17 protein-coding genes are annotated in these 20,011 nt (G+C 39.6%); 5 read left to right on the top strand and 12 right to left on the bottom strand.

Features of this window, described 5'->3' with window-relative positions:
* Positions 1–4: 4 nt before the first annotated feature.
* The 12 genes from SanaruYs_RS20070 to SanaruYs_RS05685 all read right to left on the bottom strand — a co-directional run bounded on the left by SanaruYs_RS20070 (position 5) and on the right by SanaruYs_RS05685 (position 12,965).
* Positions 5–163 carry a hypothetical protein gene (locus tag SanaruYs_RS20070; RefSeq protein ID WP_160118592.1) on the bottom strand — a complete coding sequence of 53 codons (159 nt, stop codon included), beginning with the start codon at positions 161–163 and terminating at the stop codon, positions 5–7.
* A 66-nt stretch (positions 164–229) separates the two neighbouring features.
* Positions 230–568: an HTH domain-containing protein gene (locus SanaruYs_RS05635; protein WP_127121555.1), complete on the bottom strand. Its 339-nt coding sequence runs from the start codon at positions 566–568 to the stop codon at positions 230–232.
* A 30-nt stretch (positions 569–598) separates the two neighbouring features.
* On the bottom strand, positions 599–2,800 hold the full coding sequence (locus SanaruYs_RS05640; RefSeq protein WP_127121556.1) for a peptidase domain-containing ABC transporter: 2,202 nt from the start codon (positions 2,798–2,800) through the stop codon (positions 599–601).
* Positions 2,801–3,084: 284 nt separating this feature from the next.
* Entirely contained in the window at positions 3,085–4,398 is a 1,314-nt protein-coding gene (locus SanaruYs_RS05645; RefSeq protein ID WP_127121557.1) for a TolC family protein, read from the bottom strand.
* On the bottom strand, positions 4,388–7,495 hold the full coding sequence (locus SanaruYs_RS05650) for an efflux RND transporter permease subunit (protein WP_127121558.1): 3,108 nt from the start codon (positions 7,493–7,495) through the stop codon (positions 4,388–4,390). The genes SanaruYs_RS05645 and SanaruYs_RS05650 overlap by 11 nt, the downstream gene beginning before the upstream one ends.
* 87 nt (positions 7,496–7,582) lie before the next feature.
* Positions 7,583–8,632 (bottom strand): efflux RND transporter periplasmic adaptor subunit, encoded by a 1,050-nt coding sequence (locus tag SanaruYs_RS05655; protein WP_127121559.1) that lies wholly within the window; start codon positions 8,630–8,632, stop codon positions 7,583–7,585.
* A gap of 26 nt (positions 8,633–8,658) precedes the next feature.
* On the bottom strand, positions 8,659–9,273 hold the full coding sequence (coaE, locus tag SanaruYs_RS05660; RefSeq protein ID WP_127121560.1) for a dephospho-CoA kinase: 615 nt from the start codon (positions 9,271–9,273) through the stop codon (positions 8,659–8,661).
* A 32-nt stretch (positions 9,274–9,305) separates the two neighbouring features.
* On the bottom strand, positions 9,306–10,250 hold the full coding sequence (locus SanaruYs_RS05665; RefSeq protein WP_127121561.1) for a YbbR-like domain-containing protein: 945 nt from the start codon (positions 10,248–10,250) through the stop codon (positions 9,306–9,308).
* Positions 10,251–10,559, bottom strand: a complete 309-nt coding sequence (gene yajC / locus SanaruYs_RS05670; RefSeq protein ID WP_127121562.1) for a preprotein translocase subunit YajC — start codon at positions 10,557–10,559, stop codon at positions 10,251–10,253.
* 71 nt (positions 10,560–10,630) lie between these two features.
* Positions 10,631–11,398, bottom strand: a complete 768-nt coding sequence (gene tpiA / locus SanaruYs_RS05675; protein WP_127121563.1) for a triose-phosphate isomerase — start codon at positions 11,396–11,398, stop codon at positions 10,631–10,633.
* A 23-nt stretch (positions 11,399–11,421) separates the two neighbouring features.
* Positions 11,422–12,426 (bottom strand): gliding motility lipoprotein GldB, encoded by a 1,005-nt coding sequence (gene gldB, locus SanaruYs_RS05680; protein WP_127121564.1) that lies wholly within the window; start codon positions 12,424–12,426, stop codon positions 11,422–11,424.
* Positions 12,427–12,479: 53 nt separating this feature from the next.
* Complete coding sequence (locus SanaruYs_RS05685) at positions 12,480–12,965, bottom strand: DUF6702 family protein (RefSeq protein WP_127121565.1); 486 nt, start codon at positions 12,963–12,965, stop codon at positions 12,480–12,482.
* 120 nt (positions 12,966–13,085) lie between these two features.
* Between SanaruYs_RS05685 and SanaruYs_RS05690 the strand changes: the two genes are divergently transcribed.
* From SanaruYs_RS05690 to SanaruYs_RS05710, 5 genes are all read left to right on the top strand, one after another.
* Positions 13,086–13,673 carry a HupE/UreJ family protein gene (locus SanaruYs_RS05690; RefSeq protein WP_127121566.1) on the top strand — a complete coding sequence of 196 codons (588 nt, stop codon included), beginning with the start codon at positions 13,086–13,088 and terminating at the stop codon, positions 13,671–13,673.
* Positions 13,674–13,702: 29 nt separating this feature from the next.
* Positions 13,703–15,937 carry a M1 family metallopeptidase gene (locus SanaruYs_RS05695; protein ID WP_127121567.1) on the top strand — a complete coding sequence of 745 codons (2,235 nt, stop codon included), beginning with the start codon at positions 13,703–13,705 and terminating at the stop codon, positions 15,935–15,937.
* An 88-nt stretch (positions 15,938–16,025) separates the two neighbouring features.
* Complete coding sequence (locus tag SanaruYs_RS05700; protein WP_127121568.1) at positions 16,026–18,239, top strand: M1 family metallopeptidase; 2,214 nt, start codon at positions 16,026–16,028, stop codon at positions 18,237–18,239.
* A gap of 101 nt (positions 18,240–18,340) precedes the next feature.
* Positions 18,341–19,117 carry an alpha/beta fold hydrolase gene (locus SanaruYs_RS05705; protein ID WP_127121569.1) on the top strand — a complete coding sequence of 259 codons (777 nt, stop codon included), beginning with the start codon at positions 18,341–18,343 and terminating at the stop codon, positions 19,115–19,117.
* Entirely contained in the window at positions 19,117–19,827 is a 711-nt protein-coding gene (locus tag SanaruYs_RS05710) for an SAM-dependent methyltransferase (RefSeq protein WP_127121570.1), read from the top strand. Before SanaruYs_RS05705 ends, SanaruYs_RS05710 begins: the two co-directional genes overlap by 1 nt.
* The last annotated feature ends 184 nt before the right edge of the window (positions 19,828–20,011 follow it).

A 20,011-nucleotide genomic window follows, 5' to 3' on the forward strand; every position in this document is an offset into this window, starting at 1 on the left:
TTTGTTATTGTTCAATCAACACATTTCCATTAGGACAAGTATGATCTCTCTTTACCTCTCCATTAAGAGTAGTAGAAGTATCCCAATACTGACCACCTCGAATACCAAGTTGATTTTTAATCTCAAATTTTTTTAGTTCTTCCAATGATTTAATTTTTTTCATTTTCCTAAATTTTAATTAAACATTCCAGTGTCATTTTAACAATGGATCGATTTAATGTTGCGATCATTAAATAGATTGAACTAAATTAATATATGGGTGTCCGGTGGCATCGGACTGGTAAAATTTTCTTGCGTAATTATTATATAATTCTGCATCGCCCCCCTTTATATTGTCTAAACTTCTATCTCCAATTAGTAATTTAAAATCATTAGAATAGAAGTAGGTCTTCCTATGGTGACAAAAACATATTTCAGCCCCTAGTGCCCTCATCTCGGCAAGATTCTCCATTAAAGTACTTCTGGAAATTCCGAGCTTATTAGCAAACTCGTTCGCTGTTCCCGTGGTTTTTGTTCGGATAGAATAGTCTAGCCTCTGTAATCTATCGATTGCCTTTAAAAGACTCATTACTTAAAATATTTATGTTACACTAAATTTCTAATTCCCTAACTCCAATTGATTCTTTACTAACTCATAGTAAAAACCTTTTTTGGTTGTTAATTCTTCGTGAGAGCCTACCTCTACTATTTTACCCTTTTCTAATACCACTATCTGGTCGGCATTTTTAACTGTACTTAGTCTGTGTGCTATTACCAATACTGTTTTGTCTTTAAAAAACTGGTTCAAATTTTCCATAATCGTTTTTTCGTTGTTGGCATCCAGCGCACTGGTGGCTTCATCAAAAAATATGTATTGAGGATTTTTATATACTGCCCGTGCTATTAATAAGCGTTGCTTTTGCCCTTGGCTAAGGCCCACACCATTACTACCAATTTTAGTATTATAACCCAAGGGTAAGCCTTCTATAAAACTTTCTATGTTGGCTATTTGCACGGCATGGCGCAGTTTTTTAGCGTCTATTTCTTCATCCGCCAAGGATATGTTGCGTGCAATGGTATCGGAGAAAATATATCCGTCTTGCATAACGGTGCCGCATATTTTTCGCCACTCCGCAGTACGTATATTCTCCATGTTTTCAGCGTCAAGGTTTATCTTTCCGTCTGTGGGTTTATAAAATTTGAGTAGGAGCTTCATTAAGGTAGTTTTACCACTACCGCTTGTGCCCACTATGGCGGTAATTTTCCCTTCTTGTATAACTAAATCAATATCATCTAATACCTTAGGGGAATGTGGGCCCTCATATTGAAAGGAGACCTTATGGAGTATTAATGAAGCGTTAGCAGTGGTATTAAAAGTAAAACCTGTATGGACTGAGTCGTCTTGTTCATTTTTCTCATGTTGAATTTCGTTAATGCGCTCTAAACTTATTTTAGCATCCTGGTAGGCGCGGGTAAAGGCAATAAATTCTTGTATGGGTGCATTCAGTTGGCCGATAATATATTGTATGGCCAACATCATACCCAGGGTTATGCTGCCCTCTATTACCGCAAAGGCCGCCATAACAGTGATGAGCATGTTTTTGCTTTCGTTTAAAAATAAGCTGCCTGCATCCTGATACTGTTGTAATTTTGTAGAAGCTACGTTAATGTGAAATAGTTTTGCCTGTATGCGTTCCCACTCCCAGCGCTTTTGTGTTTCGCAATTGTTCATTTTAATTTCACTCATGCCCTGCACAGTTTGTATTAATGAACTTTGGTTGTCAGCCATCTGCTGAAAGCGTTTGTAATCCAGTGCTGCTCGTTTTTTCATAAACAAAAGCACAAAGACTATGTAGCAGGCACTAAAACCAGCAAAAACCAAAAACATGGGTATGTGGTAAATGGCCAACACAATACTGAACACTATAAAATTGAAAAACGAAAACAGGATGCTCAGCGATGAGGTGCTGATAAATTGTTCGATGCGTGTATGATCTTCTATGCGCCTTAGTATATCGCCTATCATTTTACCTTCAAAAAAAGGCATGGGTAGTTTAAAGAGTTTTACCAAAAAATCTGAAATAAGAGAAATGTTAATGCGTGTACTTAAATGCAAGAGTATCCACCTGCGAATAAAATCTACGGCCATTCTGCTAAAGAATAACATGAACTGACCGGCTAACACCAGATAGATAAACTGAACGTTCTGGGTGTTAATACCGATGTCAATAATAGACTGCGTTAGAAAAGGCAGGGTAAGCGAAATTAAACTGCCTGTGAGTAAACCTAATACCAACTGAAGCATGAGCTTTTTATGCAGGCTGAGGTAGCCAAACAGCAGTTTGATTCCACCCTTCTGTTCAGCTTCTGTCTCTATTCCGTTTTCAAAAAACTTTGGTGTAGGTTGTAGGAGTAAGGCAATGCCCGCATCTTGTCCGCTATCGATTGTAGAAAACCAACCTTTCAAAAAATCGTTTTTACTATATGTCAGCAAACCGGAAGATGGATCAGCCACAAAAACTTTATCATTTGTGATTTTATACACCACTATAAAGTGTCGCTGATACCAGTGAACAACAGAGGGAAGTGGGGCTTCGGTTAGGAGTTGGTGGTAGTTTATTTTTACCCCAAGGGTACGAAAACCTATAGCTTCTGCTGCATCGCTTATGCCTAACAATGAAACGCCTTCGCGTGTAATGAAAGATTTCTTTCTAAGCGCTCCTATGGTGTATGATCTACCATAATGTTTTGCAATCATTTGCAAACACGTAGGACCGCAGTCCATTTGGTCTAGTTGTGTGTAGTGTGGAAATTTGCCCATCTAAAAAGGATTAAAAAGCATAGTGTAGCTTTGATAAACCTGATAGATAGTAAAAAAGTATGCATCAGCATATACCTTATAAATTAGGTGTGTGCTCTATTACTTAAAAATAACTCTATTGGCCCTTTTGTGATAAACTTTGAGCGGGGATTGATACAAATAAATTATATCTGGATCAGGATGAAAGGGATTTTAAGATTTGCAGGATTTTGATTGTATGTTTTTTTTAATCTGTTTGACGCTTATCAATAGGAAAAAAGCTACTCAAAATACTGCAATAAATGCTATTTCAATAAGGCTCCACTTAATCTTAACAACTCTGTCTCTGATACTTTAGCATTGTAGCGTGCGTTAATTAAGCGGTTGTAGGCTAATTCTAAACTTTGTTGGGTTGTGCGTAACTCAATCATGGTGGTACTGCCTCTTTTAAAACTTTCTAAGGCAATGCTGACATTCTCTTTAGCCAATAAAATATTTTCTTCTTCAATAGCTAAAATAGTTAGTGCATTCTGGTAATTAATGTAAGCATTGCGCGCAGCAGCACTTACCGTGGTACGTTGTTGATCGTATAGTAATTGCTGACGATCATAGACAATCTTAGATTGTTGTACCAGTCGTTGTGTATTAAACCCATTTAAAATTGGAATATTCAATGTTAGTCCATAATTAAAACCCTGGAAATCGCTTTGCAGCGCTGAGAATGGATTAATTAAACGAACATTATCGTTGTGCGTAATATTATATGAGCTTACAAAATTTAAGATAGGCAAACGCTCAGCTTTACGTTCGCGCATAGTCAACTGAGAAATGAATAAACTTCTTTGTGTAGCTAAAAGACTGTAATTACCAGTGTTCACCTTATCAAAAACTTCTTCTCGTTGCAGCGAAGTGTTAATTAAAATCGTATCAGCTACATCATAAACAACTGGGAGCTTCATGTCTAATAGGGTATTCAGATTCTCCTTTAGTTGTACAATGAGGGTCTGCTGTTGTACAATGCTGGCGCGCTGTGCATTCAAATCAACACGTGCCTGGAGCAATTCTGGTTTGGCACCAATACCAACCTCAAGTTTACGCTCTGCCAATTTTACGCGTTCTTCATTTACCAACATCTGCTCCTGTATAGCGCGGAGCTGTTGTTTCTGCCTGATAACATCATAATAGTTAGTAATAATGGCAGCAATGGTATTTACCATCTGCTCTTTTACTTGTAATGACCCCTGGCGTTCGAGCTGTTCAATCCGCTCACGTGTTGCAAACATGCGTGTGCCATCAAATAAAGTCCAAACGAGTTGTAAAGAACCTCCGTAAGAAATGCTTTTTGCATTACCACTTCTGTTATTTGCCGCATTCTCAAATCTGAATTCCTGATCTGTGTCATTAACCGTATAGTTGCCAACTGCATTGAGCTGTGGTAAAAACGCAGCAAAAGAATAATCATTATCTGTTGCTGCTGCTTTTAAATTAGTCTGGGCAATACGTACATCATAGTTATTCTCAAGCGCTAAAGTAATGGCTTGCTCTAGTGTAACTACATCCTGCGAAAAACATGAAGTAAAAACGGAAACTAAAAATATTACTATAAAACTACGCTTCATAAACCAATGTATTTTTTTCAGGCTCTGCTACTAACTTATCAAACTCAACATGAGCACGCTTGCGCGATAAGAAAGTATACATGGCAGGAATAACAAATAGTGTGAGAATAAGTGAAAACAAAATGCCGCCTACAATAACAATACCGAGTGGTTGGCGGCTTGTCGATGCAGCGCCCAACGATAAGGCTAGTGGCAACGATCCTAATGCCATGGCAAGACTCGTCATTAAAATAGGTCGTAAGCGCATGCGTGAAGCCATTAAAACTGCTTGAATACGATCTATACCTTCTTCACGTTTTTGGTTGGCAAATTCTACAATTAGAATACCATTTTTTGTTACTAAACCAATTAGCATGATCATACCAATCTGTGAGAAAATATTTAAAGTCTGTCCAAATATGTAAAGGGAAATTAATGCTCCGCAAATGGCAAGGGGCACTGTAAACATAATGGTAAGTGGATCGATAAAGCTTTCGAATTGTGCAGCTAAGATTAAGTAGATAAGAATAAGTGCAAGCACAAAAGCAAAGGCTATATTGCCTGAACTTTCGGCAAAATCGCGCGAACTACCGGCCAGAGCAGTTGTGAAGGTGTCGTCCAGCAATTCAGCTTTAATCTCCTCCATTACTTTAATACCATCGCCAATGGTTTTGCCTGGTGCCAACCCCGCAGATATAGTTGCAGACTTGAAACGATTAAAGTGATAAAGGGTTGGTGGTGTTGTGCTTTCTTCTACCGTAACAAGATTATCAATTGATACTAATTGACCTGAGCGTGTTCGCACATACAAACTTTTTAAATCGGCTGGATCATCGCGGTTGATGCGTGTTACCTGACCAATAACCTGATATTGTTTACCCTCGCGTGTAAAATAACCGAAACGCAAATTGCTGTAGGCTAATTGAAGTGTCTGGGAAATATCCTGAACGCTAACACCTAATTGCGTTGCTTTTAATCTGTTGATCTGAACTTTTAATTCAGGTTTATTGAATTTCAAATCAACATCAACCGTTTGTAAAACCGGACTTGCATTTGCCCTTTCTAAAAACTGAGGGAGCACGGTACGCAACTTCTCAAAGTTATTATTCTGTATAACAAAGGCCACAGGCAAACCTCCTCTTCTATCAGCTGAAATGGTTTGCTCTTGCAAAGTAAATGCTCTGCCCTGCGGGTAATTTTTTAAGTTACTGTTCACCCTATCAACTATTTCTTGCTGCGAGTATTCACGATCTAGCGGGTCTACTAGTGTTACTCGCACGAAACCAGTATTAACAGAACCTGAACCTGTAAAACCTGGTGCTGTAACAGAAAGAGCTGTGCGATATTCAGGAACAGAGTCCATAATAAAGTCTACAACTTCCTTTACATAAGTATCCATGTAATCGTAAGCAGTGCCTTCCGGTGCCGTAAGTGAAATTCTGAATTGATTTCTATCTTCCATAGGCGCTAATTCAGATTGAATGTTAGTGCCTATCAGGTAAGCTGCGACAAAGCAAACTAAAATGATAACAAGTGCTACCCATCTCACTTTCATGAAAGAACTAAGCCATCGACTATAACCATTCTCCATACCTGCAAAGAAGGGTTCGGTAACATTGTAAAACCAGGAGTGTTTGTGATTTGAACGTGTAAGCTTAACACTGAGTACTGGTGTAAGTGTTAACGACACAAAAGCTGAAACTAAAACCGCTCCTGCCACGACCACACCAAACTCTGTGAATAACCGCCCTGTAAAACCTTTTAAGAACAAGATCGGCAAGAATACAACAGCTAGTGTAACTGAGGTAGAAATAACGGCAAAGAAAATTTCTTTTGACCCTTCAAGTGCAGCCTGATATTTATTCATACCTCCTTCAAGCTTCTTGTAAATATTTTCTGTCACCACAATACCATCATCTACCACCAAACCAGTAGCCAGCACTATACCCAACATGGTTAATACGTTGATTGAGAAGCCCGACAAATACATGATGAAGAAAGTTGTTAACAGCGAGACGGGAATGTCAATAAGTGGGCGAAAGGCAATAATAGCATCACGGAAGAATAAGTAAATAATAAGTACAACCAACAGGAAAGAAATGATTAGTGTTTCTTCTACTTCGGTAATTGATCTCTTAATGAATACTGTTTGATCTAGTGCGATATTTAGGGAGATATCTTCAGGAACATCACGTTTAATCTGTTCTAGTCTTTTATAAAATTCGTCAGAGATAGATACATAATTGGCACCAGGCAAAGGAACAATTGCAAGACCCACCATGGGAATGTTACTTTCACGCAAAACAGATTCTTCGTTCTCAGGACCCAACATTGCTTGCCCAACATCCCTTAAGCGTATATCACCTTCTGGAGTCGAGCGAATCACAACATTACTGAAATCTTCCTCTGTATATAATCTGCCGAAAGTTCGCACAGTTAACTCTGTGGAGTTTCCGGATATTTTACCTGATGGTAGTTCAACATTCTCTCTATTCAACGCCTGCTGTACTTCTAACGCAGTCATATTATAAGCACTAAGCTTAGCCGGATCTAACCATATCCTCATAGCAAAGCGTTTCTCTCCCCAAATTTGTATACCACTTACACCTGGAATAGTTTGCAATCTTTCTACCAAAACATTAGTTGAATACTCTGTGAGTTGCAGTGGATTTCGGGTAGTGCTCTGCACTGTCATGGTAATAATTGCTCCTGCATTAGCATCTGCTTTTGATACTACTGGTGGGCCAGGTAAATCATCTGGCAAAGACCGTGTTGCTTGTGATACTTTATCCCGTACATCATTTGCTGCTGCCTCCAGGTCAACGCCCAATTCAAACTCTACATTAATATTACTTCGGCCTACGCTTGACGAAGATGTTATATTTCTAATACCCGGTATACCATTAACAGCCTTCTCAAGTGGTTCAGTAATTTGTGACTCAATAATATCTGCATTTGCTCCAGGATAAGATGCATTTACACTAATAATTGGTGGATCGATGGCCGGATAATCGCGCACACCAAGTGAGTTAAATCCTATGATCCCAAACAACACCAAAACGATGTTCATGACAACTGCCAACACCGGTCTCCTCAAACTTAATTCCGAAATATTCATAGTATATATTTTGAAGCTTTGCGCTACTTCTTTGTGTTTACTGCTAAGCCATCATGCACAGTTATACATCAAAGATGAAGCCCCTAGCTATTGGTACTTATTTAACTTACCTACCTTCACTTTTGCATTTGGCCTTATGGCCATTAAACCCGTGGTAATAATTGTGTCTCCTGCTCTCAGTCCTCTTGTGATTTCTACAAAAGCAGAATCGCGCAAACCTGTCTCAACAATAGTAAATGTGGCACTGTCGCCTCGAAGTAATATTACTTGTTTGTTTCTTGCTTGAGGAATTACTGCCTGCGATGGAACCAATAGTCCTTTAGTTGCACTTCCCATTTGCAATTGTACTTTAGCAAAAACACCTGGCACCAGTTCCGGATTGTTGCCAGTTACAAGTGCCCTAACCCGTAGGGTACGGGTTGCTTGATCAACACCACTTTCTGTTGCCATCACAACACCGGTGTGTTCCTCAAGTCCACCGTCTACTGTAAACTTAACTTTATACCCTTTGTCAATGCTTCTAGCATATTTTTCCGGTACTGAAAACTCTAGTTTTAATTGATTAGTCTGTCGGATAGTAGCCACCACATCGTTGGTTGATAAATAGGCACCCAGACTGACATTTCGTAATCCTATCTTACCAGTGTAAGGTGCTCTTATTTCTGTTTGAGAAATTGAAATCTTAACTGCTTCGATATCTGCATTCAAATTATCAACCTGCAAAGCAGTGAGGTCGTACTCCTGCTGACTTATACCATTAATTGCCAACAGTTCTTTTTGACGTTCTTCGGTTTTTATAGCAATTTTAAGTTGAACTTGAAGCTTATTCAATTGCGCTTGCAAATCGTTATCAAATTGTTTTACAAGCAAGGCCCCCCTTTGCACATTGGCACCTTCATTAATGTTAAGTTGCACAATTCGTCCGCTGACTTCACTTCTCAACTGTGTTTCTTCTGCTGGCAATAGCGTGCCGGGCACTTCAATATTATCCGTCAATATTTCGGCTGATACCAAAAATCCATCTACTACGAGTGGTCCAGTTTGCCGGTTATTTGCTGCTGGCCCCTTCGCTTTTTCGCCACAGGCGTGAAGAACAATGACTAGTGCAATAAAAAAAATCGATCTTAAAATGCTCATGCTCTAAAAAATAATCAAATGGTGATTTATTGTTCTCTTTTTGATGTTCGTAAAAATTGATCGTGTAGTTTCAACACTTGTTCCAGCAATGAATGATTTCCATCATTATTTATTATGAAATCTGCTAATGTTATTTTCTCAGTCTCGCTTAACTGATTTTTTATAATCTCTTTCACTTGCTCTCTGTTTCTATGCTTATCTCTTGCCAAAACCCTCTCAATTCTTTCATGCTCGGGGGCGGTGACAAGAAGCAGATAATCTAAAGTCTTGTATGAACCAGATTCAATTAACAAGGCAGCCTCTTTTAACACATAAGGTGCACCGATTTGTTCCTTCAACCAATTTTCATAATCGAGCCCAACCCTTGGATGAACCAGTGAGTTGAGCTTTTTTAACTTTTGCTCATCGCTAAAAACCTCAGTCGCCAAGTACTCCCGATTCAGTTCACCACTTGTTTTAAAGGACAATGTTCCGAATTCTTTTTTAATGCCCTCCATCAGTATTCCATCGGTGGTCATAAGTGCTTTCGCTCGGCTGTCTGCATCGTATGTTGGTATACCCAAAACATTAAAAATTTTACAAACCGTGCTTTTGCCTGCACCAATACCGCCTGTAATACCTATTTGCAAGGGCTTAATCATAATAACGAATGTATAAAGGGGTTGTTCCGCTGTTAATACGATACCTCAACAGTATCAACACGAATAATTTTTGAGAACGGTGGAATACCAGTGATGATCGGGGCAATCCTTGATTTTCCTGCCTGCGTTTGCTTGAAGTCGAGTATGGCTGTTATACTTTCTTTGGTATAACTGGTGTGTATACTGCTTTCTGGTAACAACACTGTAAAGTGTATTTGATCGATACTTATGGCAGGGCGTACCCTTGCCGGCATATTTATTAAAGCCACTTTGGCTGAGTCTTTTAGCTCGACCAATTTATCAACGCTAAAAGATATGGATACCTGTTGTGGTTCGCCAACTAGTTGTTGATGCTTGAACTGGACAAGGGCTGTCCCCTCCTGGTTTTCATCAATGTTGTTTCTATCATAAACAACGGGATAAGGATGTGGGAGCCCCTGAACAATTCTGCGTGGCCCTTGTACAAAAACACTGTCAGGTGTTAAGGTTACATTGCTTGCCATACCATAGCCGTCTCTAATATTCTTACTCAAATCCGGCATCATTAGCTTAAGCCAACGACCATCTATGGGTTCTATATCAATGTGTAGCGTATCGGTTGCCACAAAATTAATTTGCAGGTCTGGGAGTTGCGATGCGAAAACAATTGGAAGTGAACTGCCTACTACTTTTTTTACATCTGTGGGCCGCTCGAGGGGCATTAATAATGAAGGTACCTTTACCCCTGCACTTCTACGTAAAAGTGACCAGCCCATACCTGTAACATTCATTTTTACTTCACGAGGTAAATTTTCAACAGGTATAAAGGTTTCCTGATCGTACTGAAACTCAATCGGAAATGCCAGAATGGTTGTGTAGGTTTTATTTAGGGAATTAAAAAACCAAAAGACTGTCGCTGCCATCAGGCAAAGCACAACAGCCTTCCAGTTTTTTTTATTGAATCGTAATACGTTTAATATCGATCCTATTATGCTCATTTATTTCTTACCAGAAGCAGCTTTTGTTGCTTCCATGTTAATTGCTGTTTTTGAAAATTTAATGCGACCACCTTTTTCTACTTCAAGAATAAAGGTATCGTCTTCAATTTCTGCAATACGACCGTGTGCACCACCAATGGTTACTACGTAATCGCCTTTGCCAATTTCTTCCTGAAATTTCTTAGCATCCTTTGCCTTTTTCTGTTGCGGGCGGATCATAAAAAAGTAGAACACTAAAATAATGGCTCCGAAAAATATGAACTGCATATACGGGTTGCCTTGCTGTGCTTGTAAAATAATTGTGAACATGTCTGTTAAATTTTGTGCAAAGTTAGTTGATATTCCTTTAAGGCCTTCAGTTAAATCCAGAAGAAATTGCTTTAAGCCTTCATGGCCTTGATTATGTCGGTAAACTCTCTTGATTTAAGAGAGGCACCCCCCACCAAACCTCCATCTACGTCAGGGCAAGAGAACAGCTCATTGGCATTGCCTGCGTTTACGCTTCCTCCATACAAAATGGTAATTGTATCAGCAATTGCTTTACCGTACTTTCCAGCCAAATGTTGTCTGATAACTGCATGCATGTCTTGCGCCTGCTGTGCTGAGGCTGTTTTGCCCGTACCAATTGCCCAAACAGGTTCATAAGCAATTACCACCTTTTGTAAAGCTTCCGCAGATAAATGAAATAAGCTTTCTTCTACTTGTTTGCGGACGAGTGCTTCATGTTCATTGCGTTCGCGAACTTCCAGTGGCTCGCCACAGCAATAGATAGGTGTAAGGCTATTTGCTATTGCCATGTCAACTTTCTTCGCCAGTAAGGCTCCTCCCTCATTAAAATATTGTCTGCGCTCACTATGGCCAATGATTACATAAGGAATATCCATTGATTTTAACATCGGTGCTGCAACCTCCCCTGTATAGGCGCCCGAAACATGTTCGCTGCAATTTTGTGCTCCCACTGCGATGCGTTTATGTGTGCCCAACATGTTTTGCACAGCATCCAGGTAGGGAAAGGGAACACATAGTACCACTTTTACATTTCCCTGTACTTCATCATTTATCATTCCAAGCAACTCGCTGGTCAGGGCTTTCGCTTCCTGAAAGTTCTTGTTCATTTTCCAATTACCGGCTACAATTTTTGTTCTCATCTTATTTGTATTTCAAATTTACATTAACGCTTTGTCGCTTTATACTTCGATTCTTTGAAGAGTTTATCTGCATCCTGGTTTTTCATTAAGTCTTGCAGTACAACATCAGGGTGGTTTTTCATATAACTGTTTACGATCTGCCAACCTACCCATTGCGCAATTCTTCCCGGACACTCAGGTCCCACTTCAACAGTTTTGGGTCTTTCGCCTAAAAAGCGTTGCTTCATTATGTTGGCTGTTGAATAGAGTACTTCATCCTCTACTAACCTGAACCAAATAAGATCCTGATTTTTTCTAGCGCCTGCTATTTCTCCTGCTGAGTAATTCATCAGAATGCTATCGGCTTTACATGGCAACATTTGTTTGGCGAAATAATATGACTTACCATAAGCAATCATATCTGCCAACACTGTTTTATCGTTCATGTTGGTGGCATTAACCTTTGTATCAATACCATATAAAAGCATTACGGATGGCACTATATTTTCAGGTATATATTGTCTTAAAATATATTCATACATACGTGGCCTGTACTTAGCACCTGCACCTAAGTAATGGTCTACACCTACAATAATTAACGAATCAGATAAATACAAATCTCCATCGAGACCTGTGATTACAAACTGAATTTTTGGTTGTGGATATTCAGGATAGTAGTAATAAAGGTTGGTGAAAGCCTGTTCAAACTCTTCTCTTAATGCCTGTAAATCTCCAAAAACTCTCTGCGTTTCGAAATAAAGTGAGTCGAAGTAGGGATTAGTAAAACGTTGATATAGTGTGTTGATAAAAGTTGAATCGTCAGGATATTCGGAACGGTGCAGGAATTGATCGCGGAACACTTGGTGCTTTCCTAAAATATCAACGAGTGATTGTTTGTCTGTAATTGTATGAATGACTTCCCTTAAGTCTTCCGTTTGCAGTTCTACCTGCACACTAACGTTTGGTGCATCCACACATTCTTTGCTTTTGTTGGTACAGGCCACAACAAAAGCACATAAAACTAAAAAAGTAAACAGATGTCGCATCATAAATTCAGGCAACAAAGAAACAAAGAAATATGATATCAGGAGGTTGCTGAGTGTTAGTCGAATTGAAGTTTATCTGTAGGTAAGCTTCGCATAAGGCGCATGCTCTTGGTTTCTCCCTCCCGGGTTACATGTATCAGGTTAGACTGATCTTCATAAAGCTCAGTAATGGTAGTATGCGTTACCTCTATACCTTTAATTTTTTTAACCCCTGGCGCATAGGCATAAACAATGACAGCGTCCCCCTCAATTTCATGCCCTAAAAAGGTGATTTTAACCGCTTTGTCATCCGCTTTAATTTCCAGCTTTTTTGTCAGATATTCAACCAGCAATTGATCTGTCGTTAATCCGGCACCAGGTTGGGTAATATCCAGGTTCGGTTGTTTACGTTCCCTCCTGATGGCTTCCTCTAAATCATCCAAAAAAATGCGTGTTGTTATCTCTAATTCTTTGTCTTTAGCATCGAATTTTATTTCGGTTACACTAACATGGAGTGGGTGCAAAAAAGTTGAAAATCCAGCAATCAAAAAAGAAAATAGCATGACGTAAAAATCAAGATTTAAAATTCAATATTCAAGAATACAGCAAAGCAAAAGCCAATATTTAGAATATATCAATTTTAGGAGCCAAATGCTTATACTTGCCAGCTTTTATACACCAATATGTCAGAGTTTCAGCTTTATTTCATGCTTGGCAAGGAACACATCCTTGATTATGCCAATGGCTATGATCATATTTTATTTGTGCTGGCCTTATGCGCCATGTACCTCATGCGTGATTGGAAAAGATTACTTATCCTTATCACCGCGTTTACGGTAGGTCATTCCATTACCCTGGCTTTATCAACACTGGATATTGTTTCAGTAAATTCTGAATTGATTGAGTTTTTAATTCCCCTAACTATTTTCATCACGGCTGTATCTAATATTTTCAGAAAAGAAGAAAATCGGTCAACCCTATCGCTTCAATTAAACTACGGCTATGCCCTCTTTTTTGGTCTTATCCACGGTCTTGGTTTTTCAAACTACTTAAAAAGTATATTGGGTAAAGATGAAAGTATTATAACCCAGCTTTTAGCCTTTAACATTGGATTAGAGTTCGGTCAAATAATAATTGTTGCAATATTTTTATTTGCTGCGTTTATTATAGTTGATCTGATGGGGCGTAGCAGAAGAGATTGGAAAATCATTTTATCTTCCGCTATTGCAGGAATTGCTCTTGTGTTAATGAAGGACAAGATTTTTTGGTAAAAATTAAAACAACGAACATCCATACAACTATGAAAATTAAACTTCTATTCTCTCTGCTGCTTTTGTCGGCAGTAGCTTATGCGCAAAGTCCGGGCTGGCAAGGCAAGTTTGAACAGCTTGACCAATTGTTGCCCACACCCAATGAATACAGGAGCGGATCAGGCGCACCAGGGCCACGCTACTGGCAACAGAGAGCCGATTATGTTATTAATGCCGAGCTCAATGATGTTAACCAAAGTATTACAGGGAGTGAGACCATTACCTACTTCAACAACTCACCTGATGTGCTAAAATATCTTTGGTTACAACTAGATCAAAACATTAACGATAAAGAGAGTAACACTTTAAAAACTGCTACCAGCACGGTACGCGATTCAATTGATACCAAATCTATCGCCAGCAGTCTTGTTTTACACGATTTTGATGGTGGCTTTAAAATTAAATCTGTAAAAGATGCAACTGGTAAAGCTTTGCCTTATACCATCAATGCTACCATGATGCGCATTGATCTGCCACAAGCATTGGCTCCAGGACAAAAATTCTCTTTCTCTGTTGAATGGTCTTTTAACATTAACGATCGCGTAAAGGGCTATACCACGAATGATGGCAGAAGTGGTATGGAATATTTCCCAAAAGATGGCAACTACCTCTACATTATTGCTCAATGGTTTCCACGCATGTGTGTTTACGATGATGTTGTGGGATGGCAGAATAAACAGTTCTTGGGTCAGGGCGAGTTTACGCTTACTTTCGGTAACTACGTGGTTAACCTGACAGTGCCTGCCGATCATATTGTAGCGGCAACAGGTATGGTGCAAAACGCAAAAGAAGTTTTAACACCGGAACAATACGCGCGCTTTGAAAAAGCGAAAACATCTTTTGACAAGCCTGTGATTATTGCTACCCAGCAAGAAGCTGAACAACGTGAGAAGACAAAATCTACTGCTAAAAAAACATGGAAATTCTATGCCGAAAATGTACGTGACTTCGCCTTTGCTACTTCACGTAAATTTATCTGGGATGCACAGGCAGTAAAGATCGGAGACAAAACGCCATTAGCGATGTCTTACTATCCTAAAGAAGGCAACCCACTATGGGAGCAAGAATCTACCAAAGCTGTTAAATACACTTTAGAAACTTATAGCAAATACACCATCGACTATCCATATCCACAGGCAACATCTGTACATGCTGCATCATTAGGTATGGAGTATCCAATGATTTGCTTTAACTACGGTCGTCCGTTAGAAGATGGCACCATTCCTGAACGCACCAAATGGGGAATGATTGGTGTAATAGTGCATGAAGTAGGTCATAACTTCTTCCCGATGATCATTAACAGTGATGAGCGTCAGTGGACATGGATGGATGAGGGCTTGAATACTTTTGTGCAATACAGAACTCAGGTTGAAAATTATCCTGACATGCCACAACGTAGAGGCCCTGCTTCAACTATCGTCCCTTACATGAAGGGCAATGCAGATTTACAACGACCGCTTATGGTGAACTCAGAATCGGTAGTACGTGCCAACTTCGGAAACGAACAATACGCCAAGTGTGCTACTGGTTTAAATATGCTGCGCGAAACCGTTATGGGCCCTGAATTATTTGACAAAGCTTTTAAAGAATATGCAAGTCGTTGGGCATTTAAACACCCTAAACCTGCTGATTTATTCCGCACAATGGAAGATGCCTCTGCTGTAGACCTGGATTGGTTCTGGAGAGGATGGTTCTATACGACAGATGTGTGTGATCAATCTATTGAACAAGTAAGATGGTTGACTGTGCGCACAGAAAACTCTAAAGTTGAAAACAAAGGCGTTAGTGCCAAGCGAGGTGATCTTGCTTCAGGCAGCAGTACTAACCAAGCGAATGATTTCAGCAATGGTCCACAACCTATTACCGTATTACCAACGCCTGATTATTTTTATGGTGAATTCAGAAGCCGTGTTGACGATAAAGCTGTATTGGCCAAGTTAGAAAACAAGAACCTGTACGAGGTAACCCTTACAAATAATGGAGGTCTAATTATGCCTGTTATCATTGAATGGACTTACAAAGATGGTAGCAAGGAACTTGAGCGCATACCTGCAGAAATCTGGCGCACAAATGAACAACGCATTACTAAAGTGTTTGTAAAGGATAAAGAGGTTACTAAAGTTGTATTAGATCCTAAAATGGAAACAACTGACATAAGCCTTGAAGACAACGTTTTTCCTAAAGTGCAAAGCCCATCTAAAATTGATCAATTGAAGAAAAAATAGAAAGAAGCCGTAAATAACCATTTAAGTGCCGGTTGGGGTGTTTATCCTAACCGGCATTTTTGCTTTATTGCATATCCAAATTACAATTATGAAGAAATTATTAATAATTGCCCTGTTCGCTTCTTTTGCTGTTCAGGCTCAAAACTGGAAAGGTAAGTTTGAACAACTTGGCCCTAACGAGTTACCTACACCCAATGCTTATCGTTCAGGTTCAGGTGCCCCTGGCACTGAGTACTGGCAACAACGTGCCGACTACGTTATTGATGTAGAGGTTAATGATGAAACGCAGGTGTTAACAGGTAAAGAAACCATTACTTACCATAACAATTCTCCTGAAACACTTACGTACCTGTGGATGCAGCTCGATCAAAACATTTTGGCCGATAACAGCATGACTGCCCAAACGCAACAAGGCGGCTTGCGCGATTCTTCTGCTACGCGCATACTTGGGTTTATTGGTGTTAACACGAGCGACTACAAAGGTGGCTATAACATTACGGCTGTTAAAGATGCGGCCAACAAAGCACTAAAGTATACCATCAACAATACCATGATGCGTATTGAACTTCCGGCACCTCTTAAAAAGGGTGAGAAGTTTGTGTTCTCCGTTGATTGGAATTATCAGGAATACGACCGCATGCAGTTTAGCCAACGCGGTGGCTATGAGTTTTTCCCTGAAGATGGTAATTATGTTTACACTTTTGCCCAGTGGTTCCCACGCATGTGTGTTTTCGATGATTATGAAGGCTGGCAAAACAAACAGTTTTTAGGAACTGGTGAGTTTGCACTTGCTTTTGGTGATTACAAAGTACGCATTACAGTTCCTTCAGATCATATTGTTGCTTCAACTGGTTGGTTGCAAAATCCTAAGGCCGTATTAACTGCTGAACAACAAGAACGCTATGCCTTGGCACAAAGAACTTTTGATAAGCCAGTATTTATTGTAACCGAAGAAGAAGCTAAAAAGAAAGAGAAGGAACGCGCTACTAAAAAAAGCACTTGGGAATTCCATGCTGAAAACGTACGCGATTTTGCATTTGCTCATTCTCGCAAATTTATCTGGGATGCTCAAGCCGTAAAGCTTGCTACCAAAACACCTTTAGCGCAATCATTTTATCCTAAAGAAGGTAATCCGTTATGGGCTAAAGAATCAACTAAAGCTGTTAAAAACACACTTGAGGTTTACTCTGCAAGAACATTCGATTATCCTTATCCGCATGCTACATCAGTTCATGCTGCGAATCAAGGTATGGAGTACCCTATGATCTGTTTCAATTTTGGACGGCCAAATAAAGATGGAACTTACTCAGATCGTTTACTTCAGGGTATGATTGGTGTAGTTGTACACGAAGTAGGTCACAACTTTTTCCCGATGATTATAAACAGTGATGAACGTCAGAGCACATGGATGGATGAAGGCTTGAATACTTTTATGGAAGGCGAAACTATCCGTGATCGTTATCCTGCACTAAACTATACTACGGCTACACCTAAAAGCATGATTCCTTTTATGAAAGGTGATCGTACGCAGATGCGACCTATTATGGCAACTGCAGATAACCAGGGAAGAAACCACGGCCCTAATGGTTATACAAAACCTGGCACTGGTTTAACTATCCTGCGCAATACTGTTATGGGGCCTGAATTGTTTGACAAAGCCTTTAAAGAGTACGCCACACGTTGGGCATTTAAACATCCAAAGCCAGCAGATTTCTTCCGCACTATGGAAGATGCATCAGCTGTTGACCTTGATTGGTTCTGGAGAGGTTGGTTCTTTACCACTGATAACACAGATATTGAGTTAGCTGAAGTAAAGTGGATGAAGGTAAAGAGTACACAGGTTGATCCTGAAAAGAAAACACCTAAAACAAAACAAGGTGATCTTGCCTCAGCCAAGAGCAACAACCCAACTGATTTCTCAAATGGCCCTGAAGAATTTACCTTAATCAATACCCCTGATAATTTCTATGGTGAATTCCGCAGCCGCATTAATGATGATGATGTGAGAAAGAAACTCGAGGGTAAAAATATCTATCAGGTTAAACTTAAAAATGTTGGTGGTTTGGTGATGCCAGTCATTATCGAGTGGACGTTTAAAGATGGCAGCAAAGAGATTGACCGTATACCGGCAGAAATCTGGCGCCTAAATGAAAATGAAGTAGTTAAAGTATTTGTGAAAGAGAAAGAGGTGGTAAATGTATTGGTTGATCCTAATTTCGAGATTGCCGATGTAAATGCTACAAATAACAATTTCCCTAAAAAAGAAGAACCTTCAAAGGTAGATCAGTTGAAGAAGAATTAATCTGATTAACATAGACGAAAACGAGAGAGAGCCCGGGATTACCCGGGCTTTTTCATTGACTACACCTTCAAGGTCTTATTTTGTTTTTGCATCTTTACAGTATGAAATTATTCTTTCGCGAATACCCATCTGCTAAACCGAATGCGCCTGTGATGATTATCATGCATGGTTTGTTTGGCTCTTGTGATAATTGGCTTACTCAGGCCAAATTGTTTAATCAGGATTATCAAGTTTACACAATTGATATACGCAACCACGGTCTTTCACCACACAGCGATGACTTTGACTATACTTTTATGGTTAAGGATTTAGTTGAATTCATTGACGATCATCAGATACAAAATCCGATTATTATCGGCCACTCCATGGGCGGTAAAGCGGCCATGAATTTTGCTATTGCGCATCCTGATAAACTTGCTTGTTTGATTGTCGTAGATATTGCACCGCGCGCCTACAACCTTGAACATTATACCATTGCTGAAGGACTTAAAGCCATTACCATTGATACGCTCACTTCTCGCAACGAAGCAGATGAACAACTTGCACGTTTTGTGCCTGAATCAGATGTGCGCCAGTTTCTACTTAAAAATTTACAACGCAAATCTGAAGGTGGTTTTAGCTGGAAATTTAATTTAAAAGTAATTACAGAGAAGCTCAGTAATGTAGGTGTTGAATTACAATACAAAGGTACTTTCGATAAAGCAACGTTGTTTGTAAAGGGTAATCGTTCCAATTACGTAAAAGATGAAGACACCAATATCATCCGTCAATATTTTCCTCAAGCTAAGATAGAGGGAATGGATACAAGCCACTGGGTACAAGCTGAAAAACCGCAGGAGTTTGTAACACTGGTTCATAACTACCTTCAATCGTTGTAATGGGTAAAGGCAAACTATACTTAATTCCTGTTGTGATTGCTGACGCAACTCAAGGCAGTGTTATTCCAACACAGGTGAGAGAGGTTTTGCCTTCTATTCAATATTTTCTTGCTGAAGAAATCAGAACAGCTCGCAGGTATTTAAGCAGCTTAAAAGTGTATGAATCTATCGAGCCGCTTCAATTCCAGGTGTTAAATAAAAAAACGAAACCGGCTGAGCTCAAAGAATTATTCAAACCAATTGAAGATGGGAAAAATTTAGGTGTTCTTTCTGAATCGGGTTGCCCTGGTGTAGCAGACCCTGGGGCTATTGCAGTTGCTTATGCGCACAAACACAACATTGTTGTTGTGCCTTTGGTTGGTCCTTCATCGCTTTTACTTTCTTTAATGGCCAGCGGATTAAACGGTCAGAAGTTTGCGTTTCATGGTTATCTGCCTATTGACTCCAAAGATCGTTTACAAGCAATACGTGAACTGGAAAAAGAATCAAAACAAAAAAATCAAACGCAGCTTTTCATTGAAACCCCTTACCGCAATCAAGCTGTCTACAACGATTTGGTAAAAGGTTTAAGCAACACAACATTATTAACCGTAGCCTACGACATAACCGGAAGTGCCGAATTGATCAAAACAAAATCAGTGGCTGAGTGGAAAAAAGAAAAACTAATACTTGATAAACTACCTTGCGTTTTCTTACTCCTCGCTGAATAACAAACACCTGCCGGCTTACTGACATAAATCATTGAATCTTCTACGCAACGCTAGTAGTTTTACTCTATGGCATTGCTGTTCCAAATGTTCCGAAGGGCATCTGGAACTCGTGATATGCCGGATTTAAATCCGGCATTATAGCTAGTTCGACATGCGCTACGCTAACATGTCGAACAGCGTAAGT

The sequence above is a fragment of the Chryseotalea sanaruensis genome (assembly GCF_003990915.1).
GTDB classification, from domain to species: Bacteria; Bacteroidota; Bacteroidia; order Cytophagales; family Cyclobacteriaceae; genus Chryseotalea; species Chryseotalea sanaruensis.